This is a genomic window from Paenibacillus mesophilus (assembly GCF_005938385.1).
In the GTDB taxonomy this organism is placed as follows: domain Bacteria; phylum Bacillota; class Bacilli; order Paenibacillales; family NBRC-103111; genus Paenibacillus_AB; species Paenibacillus_AB mesophilus.
The window spans coordinates 338,502-360,684 of record NZ_VCRA01000007.1 but is presented as its reverse complement, the minus strand read 5'-3'; the positions used below and the strand labels follow the sequence as shown (position 1 = coordinate 360,684).

Annotated in this window: 17 protein-coding genes and 1 pseudogene; 16 read left to right on the top strand and 2 right to left on the bottom strand. The window is 55.2% G+C overall.

What is annotated here, in order from left to right:
• The first annotated feature begins 225 nt into the window (after window positions 1-225).
• The 5 genes and pseudogenes from FE783_RS15880 to FE783_RS15860 all read left to right on the top strand — a co-directional run bounded on the left by FE783_RS15880 (window position 226) and on the right by FE783_RS15860 (window position 7,077).
• Window positions 226-759, top strand: a complete 534-nt coding sequence (locus FE783_RS15880; RefSeq protein ID WP_138880358.1) for a type 2 periplasmic-binding domain-containing protein — start codon at window positions 226-228, stop codon at window positions 757-759.
• Window positions 760-986: 227 nt separating this feature from the next.
• Window positions 987-2,336, top strand: coding sequence for an MFS transporter (locus FE783_RS15875; RefSeq protein ID WP_138880357.1), 1,350 nt, complete (start codon window positions 987-989; stop codon window positions 2,334-2,336).
• Window positions 2,337-2,386: 50 nt separating this feature from the next.
• On the top strand, window positions 2,387-2,986 hold the full coding sequence (locus tag FE783_RS15870) for a short chain dehydrogenase (RefSeq protein WP_138880356.1): 600 nt from the start codon (window positions 2,387-2,389) through the stop codon (window positions 2,984-2,986).
• Between the two features lie 93 nt (window positions 2,987-3,079).
• Window positions 3,080-5,494 (top strand): annotated as a pseudogene (locus FE783_RS15865) (heavy metal translocating P-type ATPase); the annotation flags it as partial.
• Between the two features lie 1,133 nt (window positions 5,495-6,627).
• Entirely contained in the window at window positions 6,628-7,077 is a 450-nt protein-coding gene (locus tag FE783_RS15860) for a DinB family protein (protein WP_138880354.1), read from the top strand.
• A gap of 81 nt (window positions 7,078-7,158) precedes the next feature.
• Here the strand turns inward: FE783_RS15860 and FE783_RS15855 are convergent, their stop codons facing one another.
• Window positions 7,159-8,343, bottom strand: a complete 1,185-nt coding sequence (locus FE783_RS15855; RefSeq protein WP_138880353.1) for an MFS transporter — start codon at window positions 8,341-8,343, stop codon at window positions 7,159-7,161.
• A gap of 110 nt (window positions 8,344-8,453) precedes the next feature.
• Here FE783_RS15855 and FE783_RS15850 point away from each other — a divergent pair, with 110 nt between their 5' ends.
• Both FE783_RS15850 and FE783_RS15845 read left to right on the top strand, forming a co-directional pair.
• Window positions 8,454-9,353, top strand: coding sequence for a LysR family transcriptional regulator (locus tag FE783_RS15850; RefSeq protein ID WP_338015863.1), 900 nt, complete (start codon window positions 8,454-8,456; stop codon window positions 9,351-9,353).
• A gap of 123 nt (window positions 9,354-9,476) precedes the next feature.
• Complete coding sequence (locus tag FE783_RS15845; RefSeq protein ID WP_138880351.1) at window positions 9,477-10,526, top strand: LacI family DNA-binding transcriptional regulator; 1,050 nt, start codon at window positions 9,477-9,479, stop codon at window positions 10,524-10,526.
• A gap of 300 nt (window positions 10,527-10,826) precedes the next feature.
• Here the strand turns inward: FE783_RS15845 and FE783_RS15840 are convergent, their stop codons facing one another.
• Entirely contained in the window at window positions 10,827-12,140 is a 1,314-nt protein-coding gene (locus FE783_RS15840) for an MFS transporter (RefSeq protein WP_338015862.1), read from the bottom strand.
• 287 nt (window positions 12,141-12,427) lie between these two features.
• Between FE783_RS15840 and FE783_RS15835 the strand changes: the two genes are divergently transcribed.
• The 9 genes from FE783_RS15835 (at window position 12,428) to FE783_RS15795 (ending at window position 22,173) form a co-directional block, all read left to right on the top strand.
• Window positions 12,428-13,501: an ABC transporter substrate-binding protein gene (locus FE783_RS15835; protein ID WP_138880349.1), complete on the top strand. Its 1,074-nt coding sequence runs from the start codon at window positions 12,428-12,430 to the stop codon at window positions 13,499-13,501.
• Between the two features lie 135 nt (window positions 13,502-13,636).
• Window positions 13,637-14,836, top strand: a complete 1,200-nt coding sequence (locus FE783_RS15830; RefSeq protein ID WP_158301831.1) for a M20 metallopeptidase family protein — start codon at window positions 13,637-13,639, stop codon at window positions 14,834-14,836.
• 3 nt (window positions 14,837-14,839) lie between these two features.
• The gene (locus FE783_RS15825; protein ID WP_138880347.1) at window positions 14,840-15,763 is read left to right on the top strand and encodes a nucleoside hydrolase; all 924 of its coding nucleotides are present in this window, start codon (window positions 14,840-14,842) and stop codon (window positions 15,761-15,763) included.
• Window positions 15,764-15,827: 64 nt separating this feature from the next.
• Window positions 15,828-16,757, top strand: a complete 930-nt coding sequence (rbsK, locus tag FE783_RS15820; RefSeq protein WP_138880346.1) for a ribokinase — start codon at window positions 15,828-15,830, stop codon at window positions 16,755-16,757.
• A complete protein-coding gene (locus FE783_RS15815; protein WP_138880345.1) occupies window positions 16,754-17,572 on the top strand; it encodes an ABC transporter permease in 819 nt (272 codons plus the stop codon). Before rbsK ends, FE783_RS15815 begins: the two co-directional genes overlap by 4 nt.
• Before the next feature lie 14 nt (window positions 17,573-17,586).
• On the top strand, window positions 17,587-18,372 hold the full coding sequence (locus FE783_RS15810; protein WP_138880344.1) for an ABC transporter permease: 786 nt from the start codon (window positions 17,587-17,589) through the stop codon (window positions 18,370-18,372).
• 39 nt (window positions 18,373-18,411) lie between these two features.
• Window positions 18,412-19,431: an ABC transporter ATP-binding protein gene (locus FE783_RS15805; protein WP_138880343.1), complete on the top strand. Its 1,020-nt coding sequence runs from the start codon at window positions 18,412-18,414 to the stop codon at window positions 19,429-19,431.
• A gap of 26 nt (window positions 19,432-19,457) precedes the next feature.
• Window positions 19,458-21,170 carry an adenine deaminase gene (locus FE783_RS15800; protein WP_138880383.1) on the top strand — a complete coding sequence of 571 codons (1,713 nt, stop codon included), beginning with the start codon at window positions 19,458-19,460 and terminating at the stop codon, window positions 21,168-21,170.
• The gene (locus FE783_RS15795; protein WP_202916201.1) at window positions 21,157-22,173 is read left to right on the top strand and encodes an asparaginase; all 1,017 of its coding nucleotides are present in this window, start codon (window positions 21,157-21,159) and stop codon (window positions 22,171-22,173) included. The genes FE783_RS15800 and FE783_RS15795 overlap by 14 nt, the downstream gene beginning before the upstream one ends.
• Window positions 22,174-22,183: the final 10 nt, after the last annotated feature.

Sequence of the window (22,183 nt, the reverse complement as noted above, 5' to 3'; positions counted from 1 at the left end):
CCTGTAGTTGTGCCAACTTGCAGGGTGTTTTCCTTTTGCCTTACTTGCTGTACGTTTTGTTGTTGCATTCAAAAAACAACATTGATAACATAATAGGTTATTTTACATATATTATTATTTGTTATATTACCTGTTTTTAAATTTTTGACTCTATTTTGCAAAGACGGCGAGCAGAGGAGAAAGGGAGTCTATCAAATTCCGGGTAATCAACTGGATGCCGGTCGTGTGAGTCAGTCTGCGCAATTAAATGCATTTATTAAAGACCATACCGCGGCCATGTACGCCGGTGGATGGATTCCCGCGGACAAAGTCGACTACAATTGGGGGATCGTGCGATTACCGGAGTTCACTCAACTGCCCGGCGTCGGGACGCAGGTTCTTCCCGAATATTTTCTGGTCTCGAATACGAGCAAGTATAAGGACGACGCATTTCAGGCCATCGCTTATTTGACCACATCGACGGATTTCGCCTTGGAGAGAGCCAAGAAGGGCGACATCAGTGCGTTGAAGCCCACGGCAGAACTAAAGAAGGTGTTGTACGAGGATGTGCCATACTTGAAACAATCCAACATCATGAATGCCAAAACGCCGGAGAAATACGCCGCCCCCAGCCATATGACCCTCTACAACGCCATTGCCATGTCGAAATTTGTGTCCGCGATGGAATCGCTGATTACCGGAAAAGTGACGGATATCAACACCGCGCTGCGGATGGCCGCAGAAGAAACCGACAAAGCCATCCAGCAGGAAAAGCCGTAATCGAGAAGCTGTCCGGTCGAATTGGCCGGGCATTTTTCTATGTGTTTTAAATCTACGAATATTATTAACGAACGTTAACTATTTCAAAAAGAACGTTCGTTCATATATACTAGGTTTTGTCGTAAAACCTACACCCTATGGAAGGGAAATTTGAATCTCTCCATTGATATGGGGTAGGGGGGTATTGTAAAAATCGATATAAGCGAATCGCGAAGGAGCAAATCATCATGGTAATGCAATCGTCCACTGCTGTAAAACCTGTTAAAGGATTATCCAAAGGAGCTACGGTGTTCACATTCCTGCTTGGTATTTTAATGGGCGCTTTGGATCATGGTATCGTAGGACCCGCTTTAAGCTCCATCATGGCCGAGTTCAATCTGAGGTCAAGCTGGGGAGTATGGAGTTTTACGGCTTATACTCTTTTGTTTGCCGTCAGCATTCCGGTGCTCGGCAAATTGTCGGATCGTTTCGGACGGAAACAAACCTTTATATTCGGAATTTCTATGTTCGCGGTCGGTTCCATCATCGCGGCCGCAGCACCAAACTTCGCGATGTTCTTGGTCGGCCGAGCCGTTCAGGCGATAGGTACGGGGGGTATCTTCCCGATTACCGGGGCGCAAATCGCAGTGTCGTATCCTCCGGAAAGAAGAGGCAGGATGCTCGGATTGATCGGTATGGTTTTCGGATTAGGCACAGTTCTTGGCCCCGTTATAGGCGGTCTCATCCTTGAAAGGTTCGCATGGCAGTGGATTTTCCTGATCAATGTTCCCGTCTCCATCGCCATCTTGCTGTTGATATCGGGCGTTCGTCAAGAGCAGCCGATCGTCAATAAGCCGATTGATTTCATTGGTATTTTTCTTCTAACGGTACTGATTTTATCCATGATGCTGGGGATTACTAGTGCGAACATGATGTTCGTCGGCATTGGCCTTGTATTGATCCCGGTGTTGGTTATGGTCGAGCGCCGAACTCGGGATCCGGTCTTGAATCTGCGTTATTTCACGAAATCGGGAACGTTAACGTTATTGGCATCTTCCTTGATTTCCGGATTCGTTATGGCCTCTTCGACCAATTTGATCCCTTACTTTTCCGAAACCGTCCTTGGCATGGATAAAGGAGCTGCGGGCATGAGTGTGACTCCGCTGGCCATCGCATCGGTTGCTGCTTCTCTAATCGGCGGTTACTTGGCGGACAAAACCGGCGCTAAACGAACTTTGCTGCTCGGCTTCGCCATTACACTTGTTGCCGGCGCGATGATGGCCTCGGGGGTCGGTACGTTGGCCTTGTTTTATTCGGTCGTTACCGTGATGGGCTTCGGCATCGGCATTATTATCGGCGCTCCGCTGAATGTACTTATCTTGCAAGCCGTCGATCATAAAGAAACGGGAACCGCGGTGGGGTATATCAGCTTATTCCGTTCCCTCGGATCCGCGATGGGACCGACTGTAGCAGGGTTGTTCCTTTCGATGTACGACAATGGATTCGTACCGCTCTTCGCGGTCAGTGCAATAGGCTCCGCGCTCAGCATTTTACTGCTCCTACTCTTCGTAAGAAAGAAGCCGGCAAAAGTTATTTAATCCGTTTGACTTGTACATAAAACATAGAAAAGCTACAGGAGGATTTTACAATGAGAGTGCTTATCATAGGAGCAACGGGTACGATCGGAAACGCAGTTCGCAATGAATTGGCACCGCGTCATGAGATTATTTCGGCGGGGCGGAACGGAGCGGATGTCTCGGTCGATATTACATCAACCGAAAGCATTGCATCGATGTATCGAACCGTCGGCACAGTGGATGCGGTGATCAGCACGACGGGAAACACATACTTCGGCCCGCTCCTGAAGCTGACTCCGGAGCTTAACGAGATTTCGATCGAAAGTAAATTGAAAGGACAAATCAATCTTGTCCTGCTAGGTCTGGATCATGTAAACGATCAAGGCAGCTTTACGTTGACGACGGGAATCATCATGGATGATCCGATCGCGGGCGGAGTGTCATCGGCCATGGCCGGCGGTGCGATAAAAGCTTTTGTAAAGTCGGCGGCCTTCGAAATGCCGCGGGGCATACGCATAAACAATGTAAGCCCCAATATATTGGAGGAGTCCATCGGTAAGTATGGTCCGTATTTTCCCGGTTTCGAGCCTGTACCCGCAGGCAGGGTAGCGCAAGCTTTCCGGAAAAGTGTGGAAGGTATTCAAACCGGGCAAACCTTTACGGTATATTAATTAGTTCATTGTCACACGATCAAGGTGTTGACATACCATATAGGGGTATAGTATATTGAGGTAGACAAAAACAGTTCGAAAAAGGTGATCGAAATGAACGAATCTCAGGCGACGAATCATGACCAGCAAGCTACGCTTCAAATTACAGGGATGACCTGTGCGGCATGCGCCACCCGGATAGAAAAAGGATTGAACAAGCTCGACGGCGTGTCGGGAGCAAACGTAAACTTTGCTTTGGAGCAAGCTTCCGTTCAGTTCGATCCGGCAAAGATCGAGATGTCCGACTTGGAGCGGAAGATCAAAGATTTGGGATATGGAACGGTCAAGGAGGCCGTCGATTTCGATATCGTCGGAATGACTTGTGCGGCGTGCGCGACCCGGATCGAGAAAGGACTCAATAAGCTGGAGGGCGTCAAAGCGACGGTCAATCTCGCCTTGGAAACGGCTCATGTCGAGTACAATCCTTCCATGGTCACACCGGCCGACATGATCAAGAAGGTAGAGCAGATCGGGTATAAAGCGAAGCTTAAGGCGGAAGCCGTGAGCGAAGGGGACCACAGGCAAAAAGAAATACGCCGTCAGCAATGGAAGCTGATCGCATCGGCGATTCTGTCCCTGCCTCTCCTATGGGCGATGGTAGGACACTTCTCCTTCACTTCGTGGATCTGGTCTCCGGAAATCTTCATGAATCCTTGGTTCCAGCTCGCCTTGGCGACTCCGGTTCAGTTTATTATCGGCAGCAGGTTTTACGTCGGAGCGTACAAAGCACTCCGGAACGGCAGCGCCAATATGGATGTACTAGTCGCTCTCGGCACATCGGCGGCGTACTTTTACAGCCTCTACCTGACGATTGATTCCCTTAACAATGATGGACAGCACGGGGTGGACCTTTATTTTGAGACAAGCGCCGTACTGATCACCTTGATTTTGCTCGGGAAGCTGTTCGAGGCATTGGCCAAAGGCCGTTCTTCGGAAGCGATCAAGTCGCTCATGGGGCTGCAGGCCAAAACGGCGACCGTTATTCGCAATGGCGAGGAATTGAATGTGCCGGTCGAAGACGTTGTCGTCGGGGACATTTTCATTGTGAAGCCTGGAGAAAAAGTGCCTGTAGACGGTATTGTCGCGGACGGCGTATCGGCGGTCGATGAATCGATGCTGACGGGAGAAAGCATCCCGGTCGAAAAACGTTCCGGCGAACCCGTAATCGGTGCGACGCTGAACAAAAACGGCGTCTTGAAGGTCAAAGCGACCAAAGTCGGGAAAGAAACCGCGCTCGCTCAAATCATTAAGGTCGTGGAAGAAGCGCAAGGCTCCAAGGCGCCGATCCAGCGGATTGCAGATGTCATATCCGGGATATTCGTACCGATCGTCATCGGCATCGCCGTCATTACCTTCTTGCTCTGGTATTTCGGCGTAGAGCAGGGCGACTTTGCTTCGGCCTTGGAGAAAGCGATCGCGGTGCTCGTAATTGCCTGTCCTTGCGCTTTGGGACTGGCGACGCCCACTTCGATTATGGCGGGCTCCGGACGGGCGGCGGAACTGGGCATCTTGTTCAAAGGCGGAGAGCATTTGGAAAATACCCATCGCATTACGACGATGGTATTGGACAAGACCGGTACCGTAACGAAAGGCAAACCGGAGTTGACGGATGTCCGGGTCGAAGAAGGGTTTGAAGAGACGCAGCTGTTGTCATGGATCGGCGCCGCCGAGAAAAACTCCGAGCATCCGCTGGCGGAAGCGATCGTGACCGGTATTCGGGACAGAGGGATTGCGCTGCCGCCTACCGACACGTTTCAAGCAATCCCGGGATTCGGCATTATGGCTGTCGTCGAAGGGAAAGGCATCATGATCGGAACCCGCAAGCTGATGGCGGAGTACAGCATAAAAGCCGATAAAGCATTTGACGAAATGAGTAAGCTGGAGTCCGAAGGCAAAACTGCCATGCTCGTCGCAGTGGATGGTCAGTTCGCGGGAATGGTGGCCGTGGCCGATACGATAAAGGAAACGTCGCAGCAAGCGGTTGCCCGCATGAAGCAGCTTGGCCTTGAAGTCGTGATGATAACGGGCGACAACGAGCGTACAGCCAAGGCGATCGCAGGGCAAGTGGGGATCGACAACGTGCTGGCCGAAGTGCTTCCGGACGGCAAAGCAAGCGAAGTTAAGAAGCTGCAGCAGTCGGGGAAAAAGGTGGCGATGGTCGGAGACGGCATCAACGATGCCCCTGCGCTGGCCACGGCCGATATCGGCATGGCGATCGGAACGGGGACCGACGTTGCGATGGAAGCTGCGGACGTCACCTTGATGCGGGGGGATTTGAACAGTATTCCCGATGCGATCTCGATGAGCAAAAAAACGATGGCCAACATCAAGCAAAATTTGTTCTGGGCTTTGGCTTACAATGTGATCGGAATACCTATCGCAGCCTTCGGTTACCTCGAGCCGTGGCTTGCGGGAGCGGCAATGGCGCTCAGCTCGGTTTCGGTCGTACTCAATGCGCTTCGGCTTCAGAACGCGATGCGAAATGACAGAGACAGAATGAAGGAATTGAAACGGCTTGGTATCATAGCCTTGCTTGTACTGGCGGCATTCGCCGCAGGTTACGGCTTCGGTAGACAAGTGAACGCACCGCAGCCTTCGCACGATTCGGCGGCCAATCAAGGCGCGGCGCACGGCGGTGCTCCTAAGTCGCCGGAGAATCAAGGCGATTCGCATGGCGAAGGCGGCGCTCACAACACGCCGGCCCAAGCGGGCGAGCCGAACGGCGGGGCTCATGGAGACGACGGCCACAGCCACGGAAACGTCACGACCGAAGTGACCACGAAGGCCGTGTGGTCGTTGGAGAACGCGGAAGCAGGCAAAGAAACGACGATCCGGATTCGGATTCAGAACGAGCAAGGCAAACCGGTCGATAAACTCGACATCAATCATGAGAAGCTGCTTCACTTGATCGTCGTCAGCAAGGACTTGTCCTATTTCGACCACATCCATCCGGAATATAAGGGCGGCGGCGAGTTCACGATCACTACCACATTCCCGTCCGGCGGCGAGTATAAACTGATTGCCGATTACAAACCGACCGGCGGCAGTTCCGCCACCCAGACCGAGTGGCTGCAGGTGAAAGGCACAGCCGCGCAGCCGGTACCGATCACACCCGATAAGGGGCATTCGAAAGTCGCGGACGGAGTGGAAGTGACGCTTAAGAACGATCACCCTACGGCAGGCAAACCATTCGAACTCGACTTCGTGCTAGCCGATGCTGCCACCAAACAGCCTATTACCGACTTGGAGCCTTATTTGGGAGCGGTCGGACATGTGGTCATATTAAGCGAGAATACCGAGGAGTACCTTCATGTGCATCCGATTGACGAGAAAGCAAAAGGGCCTGAAGCCAAGTTTGCCACCCAATTTCCGAATAAAGGCAAATATAAAATTTGGGGACAATTTCAACGGGGCGGTAAAGTGTTCACCGTTTCGTATGTAGTCGAGGTGCCTTAACATGGGGAGAGTCGTCCGCGTAAGCGGCGGCTCTTTTTGCTTTTTTGTTTAAAAAACGAGAATGTTCTCGGTATAATAAACGAGAATGTCTCGTTTTTATCCGAAAGTTATGCTGCAATCCGATTCATAAACGAGGGGGATTCTCATTGAAAACGATCCAAAAGATGTATGAGCATTTATATTGGGCTAATCGCCGCATTCTTGAAGCGTTGCAGCGGATGGAAGAGGACAATCAAGAAGTGTGCCGCTTATTTACCCATATCCTGTGCGCGGAAAAGGTTTGGTTAACAAGACTGCAAGGAAAGGACAGTTCAAGCTTGCCCATCTGGTCGGACGCCGATCTGGAAGTTTGTGCGGAGCTCGTTGAACAAAATGAAGAAGGGTTTACAACGCTTTTAAAGGGTTTGGCAAATACGGATCCGGATCAATGGTTATCCTATAAGAATAGCAAAGGACAGGAGTTCTCCAATTCCGTGCGGGATATTTTAACCCATGTAGCCTTGCACGGCCAGTATCACCGAGGACAGATCAACTCGCGGCTTCGGGCTAGCGGCATTGAACCTGTTGTTCTCGATTATATCCTATTTGTGAGATAGGTTATCAAGTCATTTCTAAGCCGTATAACTAACCGCCTGATATTTGCCGTACTAACGGACGTATCAGGCGGTTGTTCGTTGTTAAGCGGCATGTCTGTTCGAGGCCGACAGCTCCTTCTTGTTGCCGATCAAGAGCTGGGCAATCATCATCGTAACCGCCACTGCGGCGAGTCCGACGAAAGCGGTCGTGAAGCCGCCGGACACGTCGTGCATCCAACCGACGAAGAACGGTCCGAGCGATCCGATCACATAGCCTCCCGATTGGACCATGGCCGACCAAGCGCTCGCGGCTTCGGCATTCGAGGTTTCGTCGATCGGCAGCATGAGCGCGATCGGGAATAAGCCGCCGGCGCCGATGCCGAGCAGGATCGCGATCAGCCATGGGCTGCCGGAAACAACAAGAAGGAGGAGTCCGCACAGCTCCAGAGATGCCGATCCGAGCAGCCAAGCGAGCCGTTTCGGATAACGGGAGATCAGGAATGGGATCAGCAGACTGACCGGGATTTGGATAAAGGTGAATAAGGTCAACATTCCCCCGGCGAAGCTCTTGTCGTATCCCAAGCTTTCTACGGCAGGCGCCAGCCAAGCCGTAATGGAGTAAAACTCGAAAGCCATCAGGCCGAAGTAGCACGTGAGCAGCCAAGAACGTTTGTTGCGGAGCGGCAGTCGTCCGTTCCCGGATGCGGGTGTCCGCGCGATAGGCCGTATGTGCTTTATTTTCCGGGAGAACAAGATCCATAGCGGAAGGGCCGCGATCGCAAGCCCTGACCAAGCCGCAATCGAAGCTTGCCACGAGCCGCCGAGCGCGTTCTGCAAGGGGACGGACAGCCCGGCGCTGACCGCGGCGCCGACGACGAGAGCCATAGAGTAAATACCGACGAGAGAAGAAGCGTTGGCGGCGAAATGCTTCTTGATGAAACCGGACAGGAGCGGGCCCGCCACGGCAATTCCGACTCCGGCGGCAAAGGCGCTGAAGAGCAGCAGCGCGGAGGAGACCGCAAAAAGCCGTATCGCCGTCGCCGCCCCGATGAGCACAAGAGCAAATGTTATCGTCCGCTCGATCCCCCACAGCTTGTTCCATTTCATAGCGGTAGGCGCGAACAGCCCCATACACAGCACCGGAATCGAAGTGAGCAAGCTGGCGGTGACGCCGCTCATGCCAAGACTGTCCTTGATTGTCTCGAGCAGCGGAGAAATGGAGGTAATAGCCGGGCGTAAATTTAATGAAGCGAGAAAGAGCGCCAGAACCAAATAAACGTTGCGCATGGACGGTAACCTCCTTTTTCCCTTGTATGTCGTCATGTTGTAAGTGTAGTGCGGATTACATCATTGATCAATATAATGAAAACTATTATGATGATTGTAATTATAAATGAATAAGGAGGAGGACTATTATCGAAATTCGACAGCTGGAATATTTCATGATGGTTTGCGACCTGATGCACGTTACGAAAGCCGCGGAGAAGCTCGGCATTGCCCAGCCCACGCTCAGCCTGCAAATCCGGGCGCTCGAGGAAGAACTCGGTGTTATTTTATTCGACCGTATCGGCAAAAAAATCGTCTTGACCGAGGCGGGCGAGCTGCTGCGGGATCACGGCGCCAAAATTGTCCGCGATATGCGGAATGCGAAAGACTCGATCAACGAGCTTCGCAGCTACCAGCGAGGTACCGTTACGGTCGGGGCTTTGCCGTCGGATTTGGACTACCGGATCTCCAAGCTTTTAATCGACTATCATACGGAATATCCGAGAATCAAGCTGAAAATCATATCGTCGATCGAAATAACGAATCAAGTGCTTGCGAATGAGGTAGATATAGGCATCGGGCTTTTACCGCTTCCCGATGATCGGCTAATCCAAATCCCGCTCGGTCGGGAAGAATACGTTCTTGTCGTTTCCGAGAAACACCCGATGGCCGACCGTGCTGCGATCGATCTTCAAGAATTGCGGCACATCGATACGGTCATGTTTCCCGAAGGATATATCGGAAGGGAGCTGGTAGACGATTGCTGCCGTCCTCACGGCTTCACCCTTCGGACGATCATGGAGACGAGTACGGCTACATCGCTGCTCCAGCTCGTGAAATCGAACATCGGGGCGACGGTCCAGCCTTTGCCTCTAATCCAATCGATGGATGATCCGGGGCTGCGATGTATTAAAATCAATGGGGGTGCTCCATATCGAAATATGGGGATCCTGTATCATTCCGACCGATTTCTCGGACATGCGACCCAAGCGTTCATCAGGATGGCGATCGCGCATTTCGGCGGCAAATGAAAACAAGGCTGCGGCAGCCGTACGAATTGACATTCCTAGCAGCATTCCCTATAATGTAGAGCATATGTAACCGATACCATATCGATTAAAGCGGTACTCGTTATCGCAAAATCAAGGAGATATATGGCAACGATCAGGGATGTGGCTAAGCTGGCTGGCGTATCCGTAGCGACGGTGTCCCGGGTACTGAACAAGACCGGCTACGTCAATCAGGAGACGAAGGAAAAGGTGCAGCAGGCGATCCGGATGCTGCACTACGAGCCGAATGCGATGGCCAAAGGGCTGGCGAGCAGGAAGACGGAGACGCTTGCGCTCATTCTTCCCGACATCGCCAACCCTTTTTTCGCCGAGCTCGGGAGGGCGGTGGAGGATGTCGCGCAAACGTACGGCTACACCGTCGTGCTGTGCAATTCCGACAACGATACGGACAAAGAGCAAAAGTATATTCAAATTTTGAAAAGCCGCTATGTGGACGGCATTTTGTTCGCCAGCCATACGCTGCGCACCGCCGACGTCGTCGAGCTGAACAAATCCGGCATCCCGCTCGTCGTGCTGGACCGGGCGCCCGCGAACGTTCCTTGCCTCGTCGTCCGCTCGAAGAACAACGAAGGGGCGAAGATGGCCGTCCGGCACTTGCACGATATCGGCTGCAGGAAGATCGGCCATCTGTACGGTCCGCAGGAGACGGCTACGGCCAAGGAACGTCTTGTCGGATATGAGGAAGCGGTCCGTCAGTTTCCGTGGTATTCCCCGACGCTGCTGGAGCCGGGCAACTTCAGCATACGCGGAGGAATGGAAGCGGCCGAGCGTCTGCTGGCGCGACATCCGGACATCGACGGCATTTTCGCCGGCAACGACTTGATGGCGCTCGGAGCGCTGAAGAAGATGCAGCAAATGGGCATATCGGTACCCGGTCAGCTTGCGCTGGTCGGCTTTGACGGCATCGACCTGACCGTGGTGACCGAGCCGGAAATAACGACGGTGGCACAGCCGATCTACGAGCTGGGTGCGCTCGCGACGCGGCTGCTGATCAAGAAGATCGAAGGCGTGACGATCGACAACGAAACGTACGAGTGCGACGTCACGCTTATGCCGCGCGGAACGACCCAAAGGGCCGGCGCCGCCGCGGGCGCCCCGGGAAGCGGGACGCATCCCGCCGCGCTTCCGGAGTGAAGTCGGTACGTGCAAGGAAGCGGAACATATAAAGCAGTCCGGGTACGCCTCCCCTCAGGGGGGATCCGGACTGCTTTTTCACGTTTTGCCGGGCCGGTTGCCGATAGCGGAACTTTGCTCCGTTAAACAGGATATTTTGCAGCATTACTTGGTTATAACGGAACTAAGGTGCGTTATAACATTCATTTTTTGCTTCAATGCTTGGAAAAGGGCCCACTAACGGAATCCAGTTCCTTTAATTTCGCGGCATACTTGCTGTAGCAGTCTATAACGGACTACAGTTCCGTTATTAAACGATGCTTACGCCCCCGTCCCTGCACGTCCCGGCTTGTCCGGCAAACCATGCCGCAGCCAGAATGCGCACGCTGCGAGCAGCAGAGCCGAAAGGACGAATACGCCGCGGATTGATATCGATTCGGACACCATTCCGCCAACCAAAGGTCCGAGCATGCTCCCGAGCGCATACATGCTCGAGTTGAGGCTGTACGCCATACTTTCGGCGTTCGGAGGCGCATATTTGCCGATCAGCGCATTGACGGACGGCAGCAGACCGCCCATACAGATCCCGAGCGCGAACCTGACGGCGATCAGCTGCGGCGTACTGTGCACGAACGCTTGGGGCAAGCAGACCAAGGCGGAACCGAGCAGGGAGAAGAAGAGAATGCGCCCGGAACCGATCCTGTCCCCGAGCCGGCCGAGGATCGGGGAGGCGATCATGTTGGACAGTCCGTTCACCGAACCGACGAGACCGGCGTAAAAAGCGACCATGCCCGCCTGCCCGCTCAGCTCCTGGACGAACAACGGAATGAGCGCGACGGGACCGAGCAGGGCGAACTGGATGACGACCGTCGTCACGTTCAGCATGTTCAGCTCCCGCACTTTCAGCAGCGGGCGGAAAGCTTCGAGCAGCGGGGTGCCGCCGCTCCGCTTGGCGCCGTCCTTGACGAATTGCTCCTTGACGAGCAGCAAAGCAAGGACGGAAGCGATGAAGATGAGCGCGCCAGTGACAAAAAAGATCGGGCGGTATCCGTAATGCTCGGCCATGAAGCCGCCGAACAAAGGCCCGAGTATCGTGCCCGCCACGACGCTCGATTGCAGCGACCCCATCGTAAAGCCGATTTTGTGCCTCGGCGTGCCTGCCGACATCAGTGCGATCGAGGCGGGGGCGAAGCCGGATACGACACCGTTCAAGATCCTAAGCAGCAGAAGCTGCCAAGGACCGCCCGCGAACCCCATCAGCGTCATCACCGCAGCCATCCCGAAGCCCGAGCGAAGCACCATCATTTTGCGGCCGTACCGGTCGGCCATATTGCCCCAGATCGGCTGGAACAGAAAGGCCGTAAAAAAATTGGCGGCGAAAATGACGCTCGCCCATACCGCGACCCGATGCAGATCGCGCACGCCCAGCTCTTGAAGGTACAGAGGAAGAAACGGGATAATCATCGTCATTCCCGCGTTGACGAAAAACAGCCCAATGCCCAGCACGATCAAATGGATTTGCCATCTTGCCACTTCTTTCATCTCCCGTATTTGAGACGGACCGGATCGTGTAAGCGCTCGCGGCCGTCTCTTTTTCTGCCATTGACATTGGGGGTCGAGGACTTTATTATATATGTAACCGTTTCCCTATTTCAACAGCTTTCCTTATAAATAGCGGTATGTTGGTTATGTAACAGATTACCTATACCATTATTTCGGGGATTTCCGGTCATTCCGGAGGAGGCGGCGGAGAACGTGAAACAGTCGAGGGGCTTGAACAAAAGCCGTCCATGACGGCATGTTAAAGGGGGAATCGGGGGCCGGATATGCTTTTATAATTGTCATCGTTATGGCGACTAAACGGAACATTGGCGGGGAAACTTTGAGTACACACCAAAAATTACATTCGGGAGGAACGCATCATGAAGAAGGTTTGGACAGTATCCCTTGCAGCATCCGTGCTGCTGACTACGATATTGACCGGTTGCGCGTCCAAGAAAGAAGAAAGCGGAGCGGGGACGCAAGCGGGAGGGGCGCCGAAGGAGCTCGTTTTATCCACCTGGGGCTTTAGCGAAGATTTGCTCCGGAAGAACGTATTCGAGCCGTTCGAGAAAGCGAATAATGTCAAGATCAAGCTCGAGGTCGGCAACAATGCGGACAGGCTCGGCAAAGTGCGGATGAAGGCGCACCAGATCGACGTTATTATGCTGGCCGAAGGGTATGCCGCCCAAGGGATCGAAGAAGGCTTGTTCGAGCAAATCGACCGTTCCAAAATTCCGAATATTGAGCATTTGTACGATATCGCCAAAGCGCCTAACGGAACCGGCTATGGCCCGGCTTATACGATCGGCAGCTCGGGGATCATCTATGATAAGACGGTTGCCACCAAGCCGGTCGAGTCCTACGCCGATTTGTGGAGAAGCGAATTCAAAGGCAAGCTGGCGATTCCCGATATAACGACGACGGACGGTCCTTTCGTCATCGACTTCTCTTCGAAAGTGGCCGGCGCTTCCGCCTTGGATGCGGACAAGGCGTTCGGGAAACTGAAAGAGCTCGCTCCGAACGTCGTGAAATATTATATGAAAAGCTCCGACCTGGCCAACATGTTCAACCAGAAGGAGGTTGCGATCGCACCGGTGCAAAACTTCGTGCTCGCGACGATCAAGAAGGCGAACCCGAACGCGGAATGGGTCATTCCGAAGGAAGGCGCTTACGCCGTCCTGAATACGATGAACCTGGTCAAAGGAACGAAGAACAAGGAGCTGGGCGAGAAGTTTATCGACTGGTGGCTAAGCGAGCAAGTGCAGAAGGCGAATGCGATCGACAAGGTCGACTCCCCGGCCAATAAAAATGTCAAGCTGACCGCGGAGGAAGCGTCGGGACTGACCTACGGCCCGGATTTCATCAGCAAGCTGAAGACGGTCGATTGGAACACGGTCAACAAAAATATGAAAACATGGATCGACCGCTGGAACCGTGAAGTTATTTCGAAGTAAGGAACTTTTTGCTAAATGCCGTTTCGCGAAGCGGTCCTCCGGGACCGCTTCACGAATGATAGAAACGTCCGCCGCTGCCGGAAGCGGGGCGATAGAAGCTTCCGCAGCCGCCGGATGGGAAAGCGGGGAAACACATTGAACATCGTAACGGCCGAGAGGGTCGAACAGAAGCTTGGGACTTATTTGAACGAGACGTTCCGGCATTTGCACCGGAATCCGGAGCTGAGCGGCAATGAATTCGCTACGCAAGCTTTTTTGAAGCGGGAGCTGGACCGGCTCGGCATTCCATACAAGGAAATGGCGGGAACCGGATTGTGCGCCGAGCTTGCCGGCAGCCGTCCGGGGAGAACGATACTGCTCAGGGCGGATATCGACGCGCTGCCGATCGGCGAGGCGACCGATCTTGCCTATGCATCCGTCAACGACGGAGCGATGCACGCGTGCGGCCATGACGCCCATACGACGGCCGTACTCGGAACGGCGGCTATGCTGCTTGCGCGGCGGGATGAATGGGGCGGAACGGTGAAGCTGATGTTCCAGCCGTCGGAGGAGAAGCATCCGGGCGGGGCGAAGCCGATGATCGACGAAGGGCTGCTGGCCGATCCGCCGGTCGATGCCGCCATCGGCATTCATACGAATCCTTATCTCGCGCCCGGTACATTCGGCTTGAAGGACGGCTCGATTCTGGCCAATGCCGACCGGTTCTATATTCATCTGATCGGCAGAGGCGGACACGCGGCGGCTCCGCATGAAGGCGCCGATGCGATCGCGATGGCGGGACAGCTGATCGTCTCGATGCAAAATCTGGTGGCACGCCAAGTATCGCCGTTCGACAACGCCGTCGTGACGATCGGGGAGATAAGAGGAGGCTACGCCCCGAATACGCTTGCCGACCGCGTCTACCTGGCGGGAACGGTGCGGACGATGAACGCCGACACCCAAACGATGATCGAGACCAAAATCGGGAAGCTGCTGCAGGGCGTAGCGGATTTGTGGGGCGGCACGTTCACGTACGACTACGTGCGCGGCTATCCGATTACTTGGAACGATAAAGCGATGACCGATCTCGTAAGGCAGGCAGCCGAGCAATGTCTCGGCAAGGAAAGCGTCATCGAATTGCCTCACGGCTATATGAGCGCGGACGACTTCGCCTACATCGCCCGGGCGGTTCCTTCCGTGTTTATCGAATGGGGGACGGGAGAATGGTCGGAGGAAGCGCGCAAAACGGCCGTTCCTTGGCACAATCCGAAATTTAAAGTTAACCCCGACGCCTTGAAATACGGCGTGGCCGTTGTAACGCAATCGATTCTGAACTACTTGCAAGGGGGAGAATGACGGATGCGGAAAGTGATTATCGACGCGGATACGGGCATCGACGACGCGCTGGCGCTGATGCTGGCCGTCAAAAGCGGGCAGCTCGACATCCTCGGCATTACGACGGTTTGCGGCAATGTGCCGCTTGAGCAAGCTACTGTCAATACGCTCAAAGTGCTGAAGCTGCTCGGCAAGGAAGGCGACATTCCCGTAGTCCGCGGCGCCGCTCTTCCGCTGCTGCGGGAGCCGCGCCACGAAACCGGCGTACACGGAGCCCGTGGCCTCGGCGGGGCGCTGGAGGAGATGGAGCCCGGAGAGCCCGCCGAAGGCTACGCTCCCGACTTTATCATCGAGCAGGCGCGCAAACATAAAGGTGAGTTGACCTTGATTCTGATGACGCCGCTGACGAATATGGCGCTTGCCCTGCGCAAGGAGCCCGAGCTCGCGTCGTGGGTAAAGGAACTGATCATTATGGGCGGCGTCGTGTCCGGTCCGGGCAACCTGACGCCGGTGGCCGAGTACAACATATTCGCCGACCCCGAAGCGGCCAAGCTTGTGCTCCACTCGGGCATTCCGATTACGCTCGTAGGGCTGGACGTTACGCGAAAAGCGCTGCTGCATGAAAGCCATGTGCGCCAGCTCGCTGGGACGGAAGCGGGAGAGTTCGTTCAGACGTGTACCTCGCATTACATCGAGCGGTACAGCCAAGTGAACGGCGTCCGCGCCTGCGCGCTGCACGATCCGCTTGCGGTCGGCGTAGCGATCGACAGAAGCATCGTACAGACGCGCAAGCTGTTCGTTGATGTAGAGACGCGCAGCGAGCTGTGCGACGGGCAGACGGTTTGCGATTTCCAGAACAGGCTGAACCGGACGCCGAACGTCGACGTCTGCCTTCAGGTCGACGAGGAGAAGTTTCTGGACATGTTCGTCCATTATTTGAAGCAATAAGGAACTGTTACAAAGGCAATTTCGCAACAGTTCATAAGTACACCTACGACGAGGAGAAGCTGCGATGAATAACGGATCTGTCCTTGTAGTCGGCAGTCTGAACATGGATTTGGTAACGCAGGTCCGCGATATGCCTCGAATAGGCGAAACGATTATTGGGCATAGTTTTGATAAAATGATGGGCGGCAAAGGCGCGAACCAAGCGGTTGCGGCCGCCCGGCTAGGCGTGCGGGTCGCGATGATCGGCTGCTTCGGCAGCGACGAATTCGCAGGCGACATGCGGGCGATTCTCGCCAAAGAACGGATCGAAACGGACGGAATTCGTACGGTGGAGAACGTCTCGACCGGTACGGCGATGATATTGGTAGACCGGCACGGCGACAATTCGATCGTCGTGGCGCCCGGTGCGAACCGTCATCTCGGCCCGGACGATATCGAGCGGAATACGGGGCTGTTCGAAACTTGCGACGTCGTCGTGCTGCAGCTGGAAATACCGCTGGAAGCGGTCGTCCACAGCATTAAGGCGGCCAAAAGGTTCGGCAAGACGGTCGTCTTTAACCCGGCCCCGATGCAGCCTTTGCCTGCGGACATGCTGCAGGACATCGACTACCTCATCTTGAACGAGGTCGAAGCGGAAGAGCTGACGGGCGCACCCGCGTCCGAATTCGATCTGCTGGCATCCCGGCTTGCGGCGCTTCCGTGCAAGCACGTCGTGCTGACGCTCGGAGGAGACGGAGCGGCCTATATAAGCGAGAGCGAAGTCGTCCGTTATCCGGCGATGAAAGTCCATGCGGTCGATACGACCGGGGCGGGCGACTCGTTTATCGGGGCGTTCGCAAGCCGGCTCGCCCGGGGCGACGATGCCCGTGAAGCGGTCCGGTATGCGATCAAGGTGGCCGCCATTACCGTTACGAAGCTGGGCGCCCAAGCGGCGCTTCCGACGGAAGAGGAAACCTTGAAGTTTGAACAATTATGGGGGGCGGAAAGTCGATGAAGAAACCCGCATATATGCTCGTTTTGCCGGGCGCGCTGTTCCTGACCGTGTTTATGGTCATACCGATCGCCCTTATTATTTTATCAACGTTCCGGACGGATGAAGGCATCAGTCTCGGCGGCTATATTTCCTTTTTTACCGATTCGTATACGCTCGGCATATTGTGGACGACGCTGAAGCTCAGCTTGATCACGACAGTGCTGTGCATTCTGCTCGGTTATCCGGCCGCTTATTACATTTCCCGGACGAAGGTAAGCCGCAGGGGGATTTATTTGGCTCTTGCCATCTTCCCGCTGCTGACCAGCGCCGTCGTCCGTTCGTTCAGTTGGATGGTTACGCTCGGCAAAAACGGGCTGATCAACAATTTGCTGATCGATCTGCATCTGATCGACAAGCCGATACAAATTTTGTATACGGAAACATCGATTATTATCGGCTTGGTTCACCTGTTCCTGCCGCTGATGATCATCTCGCTGATCGGCGTGCTCGAGAACATCGACGCGGACCTGGTAAAGGCTGCGGCCAGCCTGGGCGCGTCCCGCTTCAAGTCGTTCTTGAAAGTCATTTTGCCGCTTAGCGTTCCCGGCTTGCTCGTCGGCAGTACACTCGTGCTCGTCGGAAGCTTGACCGCCTACGCGACGCCTCAGCTGCTCGGAGGCAAGAAGCGGGTGCTCGCCACGCTGCTGTTCCAGAACACGATGACGCTCGGCGACTGGAAGACGGCATCGATCATCGCCACCATCATGATCGCCCTGACGTTTCTCTTGATCGGCATCATCAATTCGCTCGCCAAAAAATTGAATCCGAACGGGTAACGGGAGGGTAGACGATGAAAGAAAAACAAACGCTGCTCGGCATATTCACCTTTGTCATCTATATTTTCCTGCTCGCGCCGCTGATCATCATCATTGGAGCGTCGTTCGGGCCGGACAATTACTTGGCGTTTCCGCCGAAAGGCTTCTCGCTGAAATGGTACGAAAATATTTTCCGCGTCGAGATGTTCTGGAGCTCGTTCAAAATCAGTATGGCGGTCGCCATGGCCGGCATATTCATCTCGTTCCTGCTCGGCATTCCGGCGGCTTATGCACTCAGCCGGTTCAAGTTCAAAGGACAGTCCTTCTTCAGCTCGTTCTTTATTTCCCCGATTATCGTTCCGGGTATCGTCTTCGGTTACGGGTTGCTGAAATATCTCGTCATTACGTACAAAATTCCGATCTTTCCCGGAGTGCTGATCGGGCACGTCGTCATTATGATCCCTTATGTCATCCGGGTCATCTCGTCCAGCTTGATGAATTTCGACTATTCGGTCGAAGAAGCGGCCATGAGCCTCGGAGCGAGCCGGCTGAAAACGTTTTTTGCCGTCGTCCTTCCGAACATCCGCTCGGGGATTATCGCGGGGATATTGCTCGCTTTCCTGGAATCGTTCAACAACGTGGACGTCTCCGTGTTCATGACCGGACCGGGGGTCAGCACGCTGCCGATCAGTATGCTCAACTATGTCGAGTATTATTTCGATCCGACGATTGCCGCCATATCGGTGCTGCTTATGATCATGACCGCCATTTTGATCGGCGCGATCGAACGGACGCTCGGGCTGAGATTTTTCACTAAGTAACGTAAGGGTGCTGACCACTATTACGCTGGAGGTAACGACATGGCGCTGATTGAACTGAAGCAAATAACGGTCGCGTATGACCAGAAAAACAATATTTTGAAAAATTTCAATTTATCGGTAGAAAAAGGCGAGTTCGTATCGCTGCTCGGACCGAGCGGTTGCGGAAAAACGACCACGCTCCGGCTCATCGCCGGATTCAATGAAGCGAAGGAAGGGCAGTTTCTGTTCGACGGTCGCGATTATACGAAAGTTCCCGTGCACAAGCGGAATTTCGGCTTCGTATTCCAGGGACATGCGCTATTCCCGCATTTGAGCGTATTCGAAAATGTCGCCTTCGGCCTCAAGCTGCGCAAAACGGACGGCAGCCAAGCGAAGAAGAGGGTGCATGACATTCTCGAGGTCGTCAATCTGAAAGGATTCGAGGACCGCTATCCGGCCCAATTGTCCGGCGGTCAGCGGCAGCGGGTGGCGATCGCCAGAAGTCTCGTCATCCAGCCCGACCTGCTTCTGTTCGACGAGCCGCTCAGCAGCCTTGACGCCAATTTGCGCGTGCAGATGCGGATGGAAATTCGTCGTATCCAGAAGGAGCTGAAGGTGACGACCGTCTATGTTTCCCACGATCAGGAGGAATGTTTCTCGATCTCCGACAAAGTCGCGATTATGAACAAAGGCGTCATCGAGCAGCTCGATTCCCCGCAAGTGATTTATAAGCAGCCAAGAACGGAGTTTGTAGCGCGTTTCGTCGGTTTTGAAAATGTGATCCACGCGAAAGAGGCCGGAGCTTCGTTCAGCGCCGTCTCGACGGGCGGACAAGAAACGGGCAAATGGGCGATCCGTCCGGACGATATCGACATTTCCGGAGGAGAAGCCGGAGCGCAGCAGTCCAATTCGTCGCAAGGTACGGTCAAGGTAACAACCTACTTGGGCCGCGAATACCAGTACGTCGTCGAAACGCCGCTCGGCGAATTCATCGTCAATGACGGCCGGGAGAAGCCGTACGAGCATGGCGAACGGGTTACGCTGCTGTTCCCGGAAGAGAAGCTGGTGCCGGTGCTGTGATGAACGATTCCAATAAAGGATTGGCCTTGAAGGCCGATCTGCTTATCGTCAACGTCCAGGTGTTCAATACCGCTCTGAAGTCGTTTCGTCCGGGCAATGTTGCTATTGCGGACGGCAAGTTCCTATATATCGGCGACAAGGGGGCGGAGACGATCGAAGCGGCTGCCGTGCTGGACGGCCGCGGACGCGCCATGGTACCGGGCTTGATCGATATTCATCTGCATATCGAAAGCACGATGGTGACGCCACGGACGTTCTCGCACGGCATTATCCGGTGCGGGGTCACCTCGATCGTGGCCGACCCGCACGAAATGGCGAATGTGTTCGGCATTCGCGGCATCCGCGAAATGATCGAAGCCGGACGCCAATGCACGGCGGACATGTTCTGGGGCATTCCAAGCTCGGTTCCGGCAACTTTGCTGGAGACGACGGGAGGCACGGTCGATGTGGCGGAAATCGACGAGCTGGTCGGCATAGACGGCGTCGTCTGTTTGGGCGAGGTGATGGATTATGCCGATATGACCTCCAATCCGGACGGCAGAACGAACCGGATACTGCGCCATATGAGGACCCGATACCCACATCTTCCGATCGAGGGACATTGCCCGAAGCTGGTGGACGTCGAGCTGAGCCGCTTCGTGTTCGCGGGCATCGATTCCGACCATACGCAGCAGACGGTGGAAGAGTTCGAGGAGCGCATTCGCGCCGGCATGTTCATCGAAATTCAGGAGAAGTCGATGTCGCCGGAGCTGATCCTGCATCTGATCCGGAACGATCGCAGCGAGCATTTCTGCTTCGTGACCGACGACGTCATGCCGGATACGTTCATCGAGCACGGGCATCTGGACCATCTCGTACGCAAAGCGATCCGGATGGGCATGAAGCCCGAGGCGGCCATCTACGCCGCCACGGCGACTCCCGCGAAGCGGATGAATCTTCGCGACCGGGGGCGAATCGCGCCGAACCGGACTGCCGATTTTATTTTGCTCGAAGACGTCGGCGAGTTCGTCATTGGCGAAGTATATAAGAATGGCGCCAAAGTGTACGATGCCACGGAGCCATATGAAGAGCAGCCGGCGGAGCGGCAGTTTCCGGCCGACTTCTATGCCAGCGTCAAGCTGCCGCAGGTCGGTCCGGCCGATTTTACGGTATCCGCGCCGATCGAGAACGGCGAGCTGCCATGCCGGGTCATCCTGGTCGGAGACGGATCGACGTTTACACGGGAGCATGTAGACAACGTGTCCGTCGACGGACGCGAGCTGCTGTGGGAGAACAGTCCGTACAGCCTGATCGCGGTCTTGGAGCGTTACGGGATCAACGGCAACCGGGCATTCGGTCTTGTCGGCGGCGATTCGATCCGGAGGGGCGCGATCGCGACCACGTACGCCCACGATAACCATAACCTGCTCGTACTCGGCAGAAATAAGGCGGACATGGAGCTGGCGGCGAATACCGTTATCGAGCGGCAAGGCGGCTACTGCGTCGTCGAGGACGGAGAAGTGCTCGCCTTCCTGCCGCTGCCGGTCGGCGGCATCTTGTCCGAAGCGACGCTGGACGAGCTTGCGGCCGAGACGGCTCGGCTGCGGGACGCGATGAAACGGCTCGGCTACCGCCACTACAATCCGATCATGTCGCTCAGCACGTTGTCTTTACCGGTAAGTCCGGCTTTGAAAATAACCGACTTCGGCTTGATCCGCACGAAGGAAGGAAAGGTTGTCGATCTGTTTGTACAGTCATGAACAAATCGGCGGCGGTCGTCTGCCGCGGGTCAAGGTGCTCGCCGTCGGAGGAACGATAGCAGGCATTGGGACGGACGATGGCCGGACGACGCAATACGAAGCCGGGGTCATCGGGATCGGGCAGCTGCTCGAGGCCGTCCCTCAGCTGCGGAGGTTAGCCGAGATCGGCTCGGCGCAAGTTGCCAATATCCCGAGCTTCGCCGTTACCGGCGATTTATGGCTTTCGATCGCATCCCGGGTCAACGAGGAGCTCGCCGGCGACGATTGCGACGGAATCGTCGTTACGCACGGAACCGATACGCTCGAGGAGACGGCCTATTTCCTCAATCTGACCGTAAAAAGCCGTAAGCCGGTCGTCGTAACCGGCGCGATGCGGCCCGCTACGGCGCTTAGCGCCGATGGTCCGCTAAATTTGTATAATGCGGTGGCGCTGGCTGCGAGCCGCTCCGCCGAGGGCCGGGGCGTGCTGATTACGCTGAACGACGCGATCGGCTCCGCCCGGGACATGTCCAAGCGGCATACGACGACGGCGGACGCGTTCGGTCAGCGCGATTTCGGCCTGCTCGGCTGGATCGTCGACGGCGTTCCCCGGTTTTATTACGACAGCGTCAGGAAGCATACAATTTTTTCCGAGTTTGATGTGCGCGGATTCGCCGAGCTGCCCCGGGTCGATATGTTGTACGGCCACGGCGACGGGGGGCGCGAACTGGTCGAGGCGGCCGTGGCTGCCGGTGCGAAAGGGATCGTGCATGCCGGAATGGGCAATGGCGGCATCTATCCGGACACCCGCGAGGCGCTTGCGGAAGCCGCTGCCCAGGGTGTCGTCATCGTGAGCGCCTCGCGTACCGGAACCGGCTACGTGACCGCCAAGCCGGCCGATCGGCTCGGCCGTTTTGTGACCTCGGACAATTTAAATCCGCACAAAGCCCGGGTACTGCTTATGCTCGCTTTGACCCGGACAAGCGACCCCGCACTCATCCAAGCGATGTTCGACATCTACTGAGTTCAGGCTT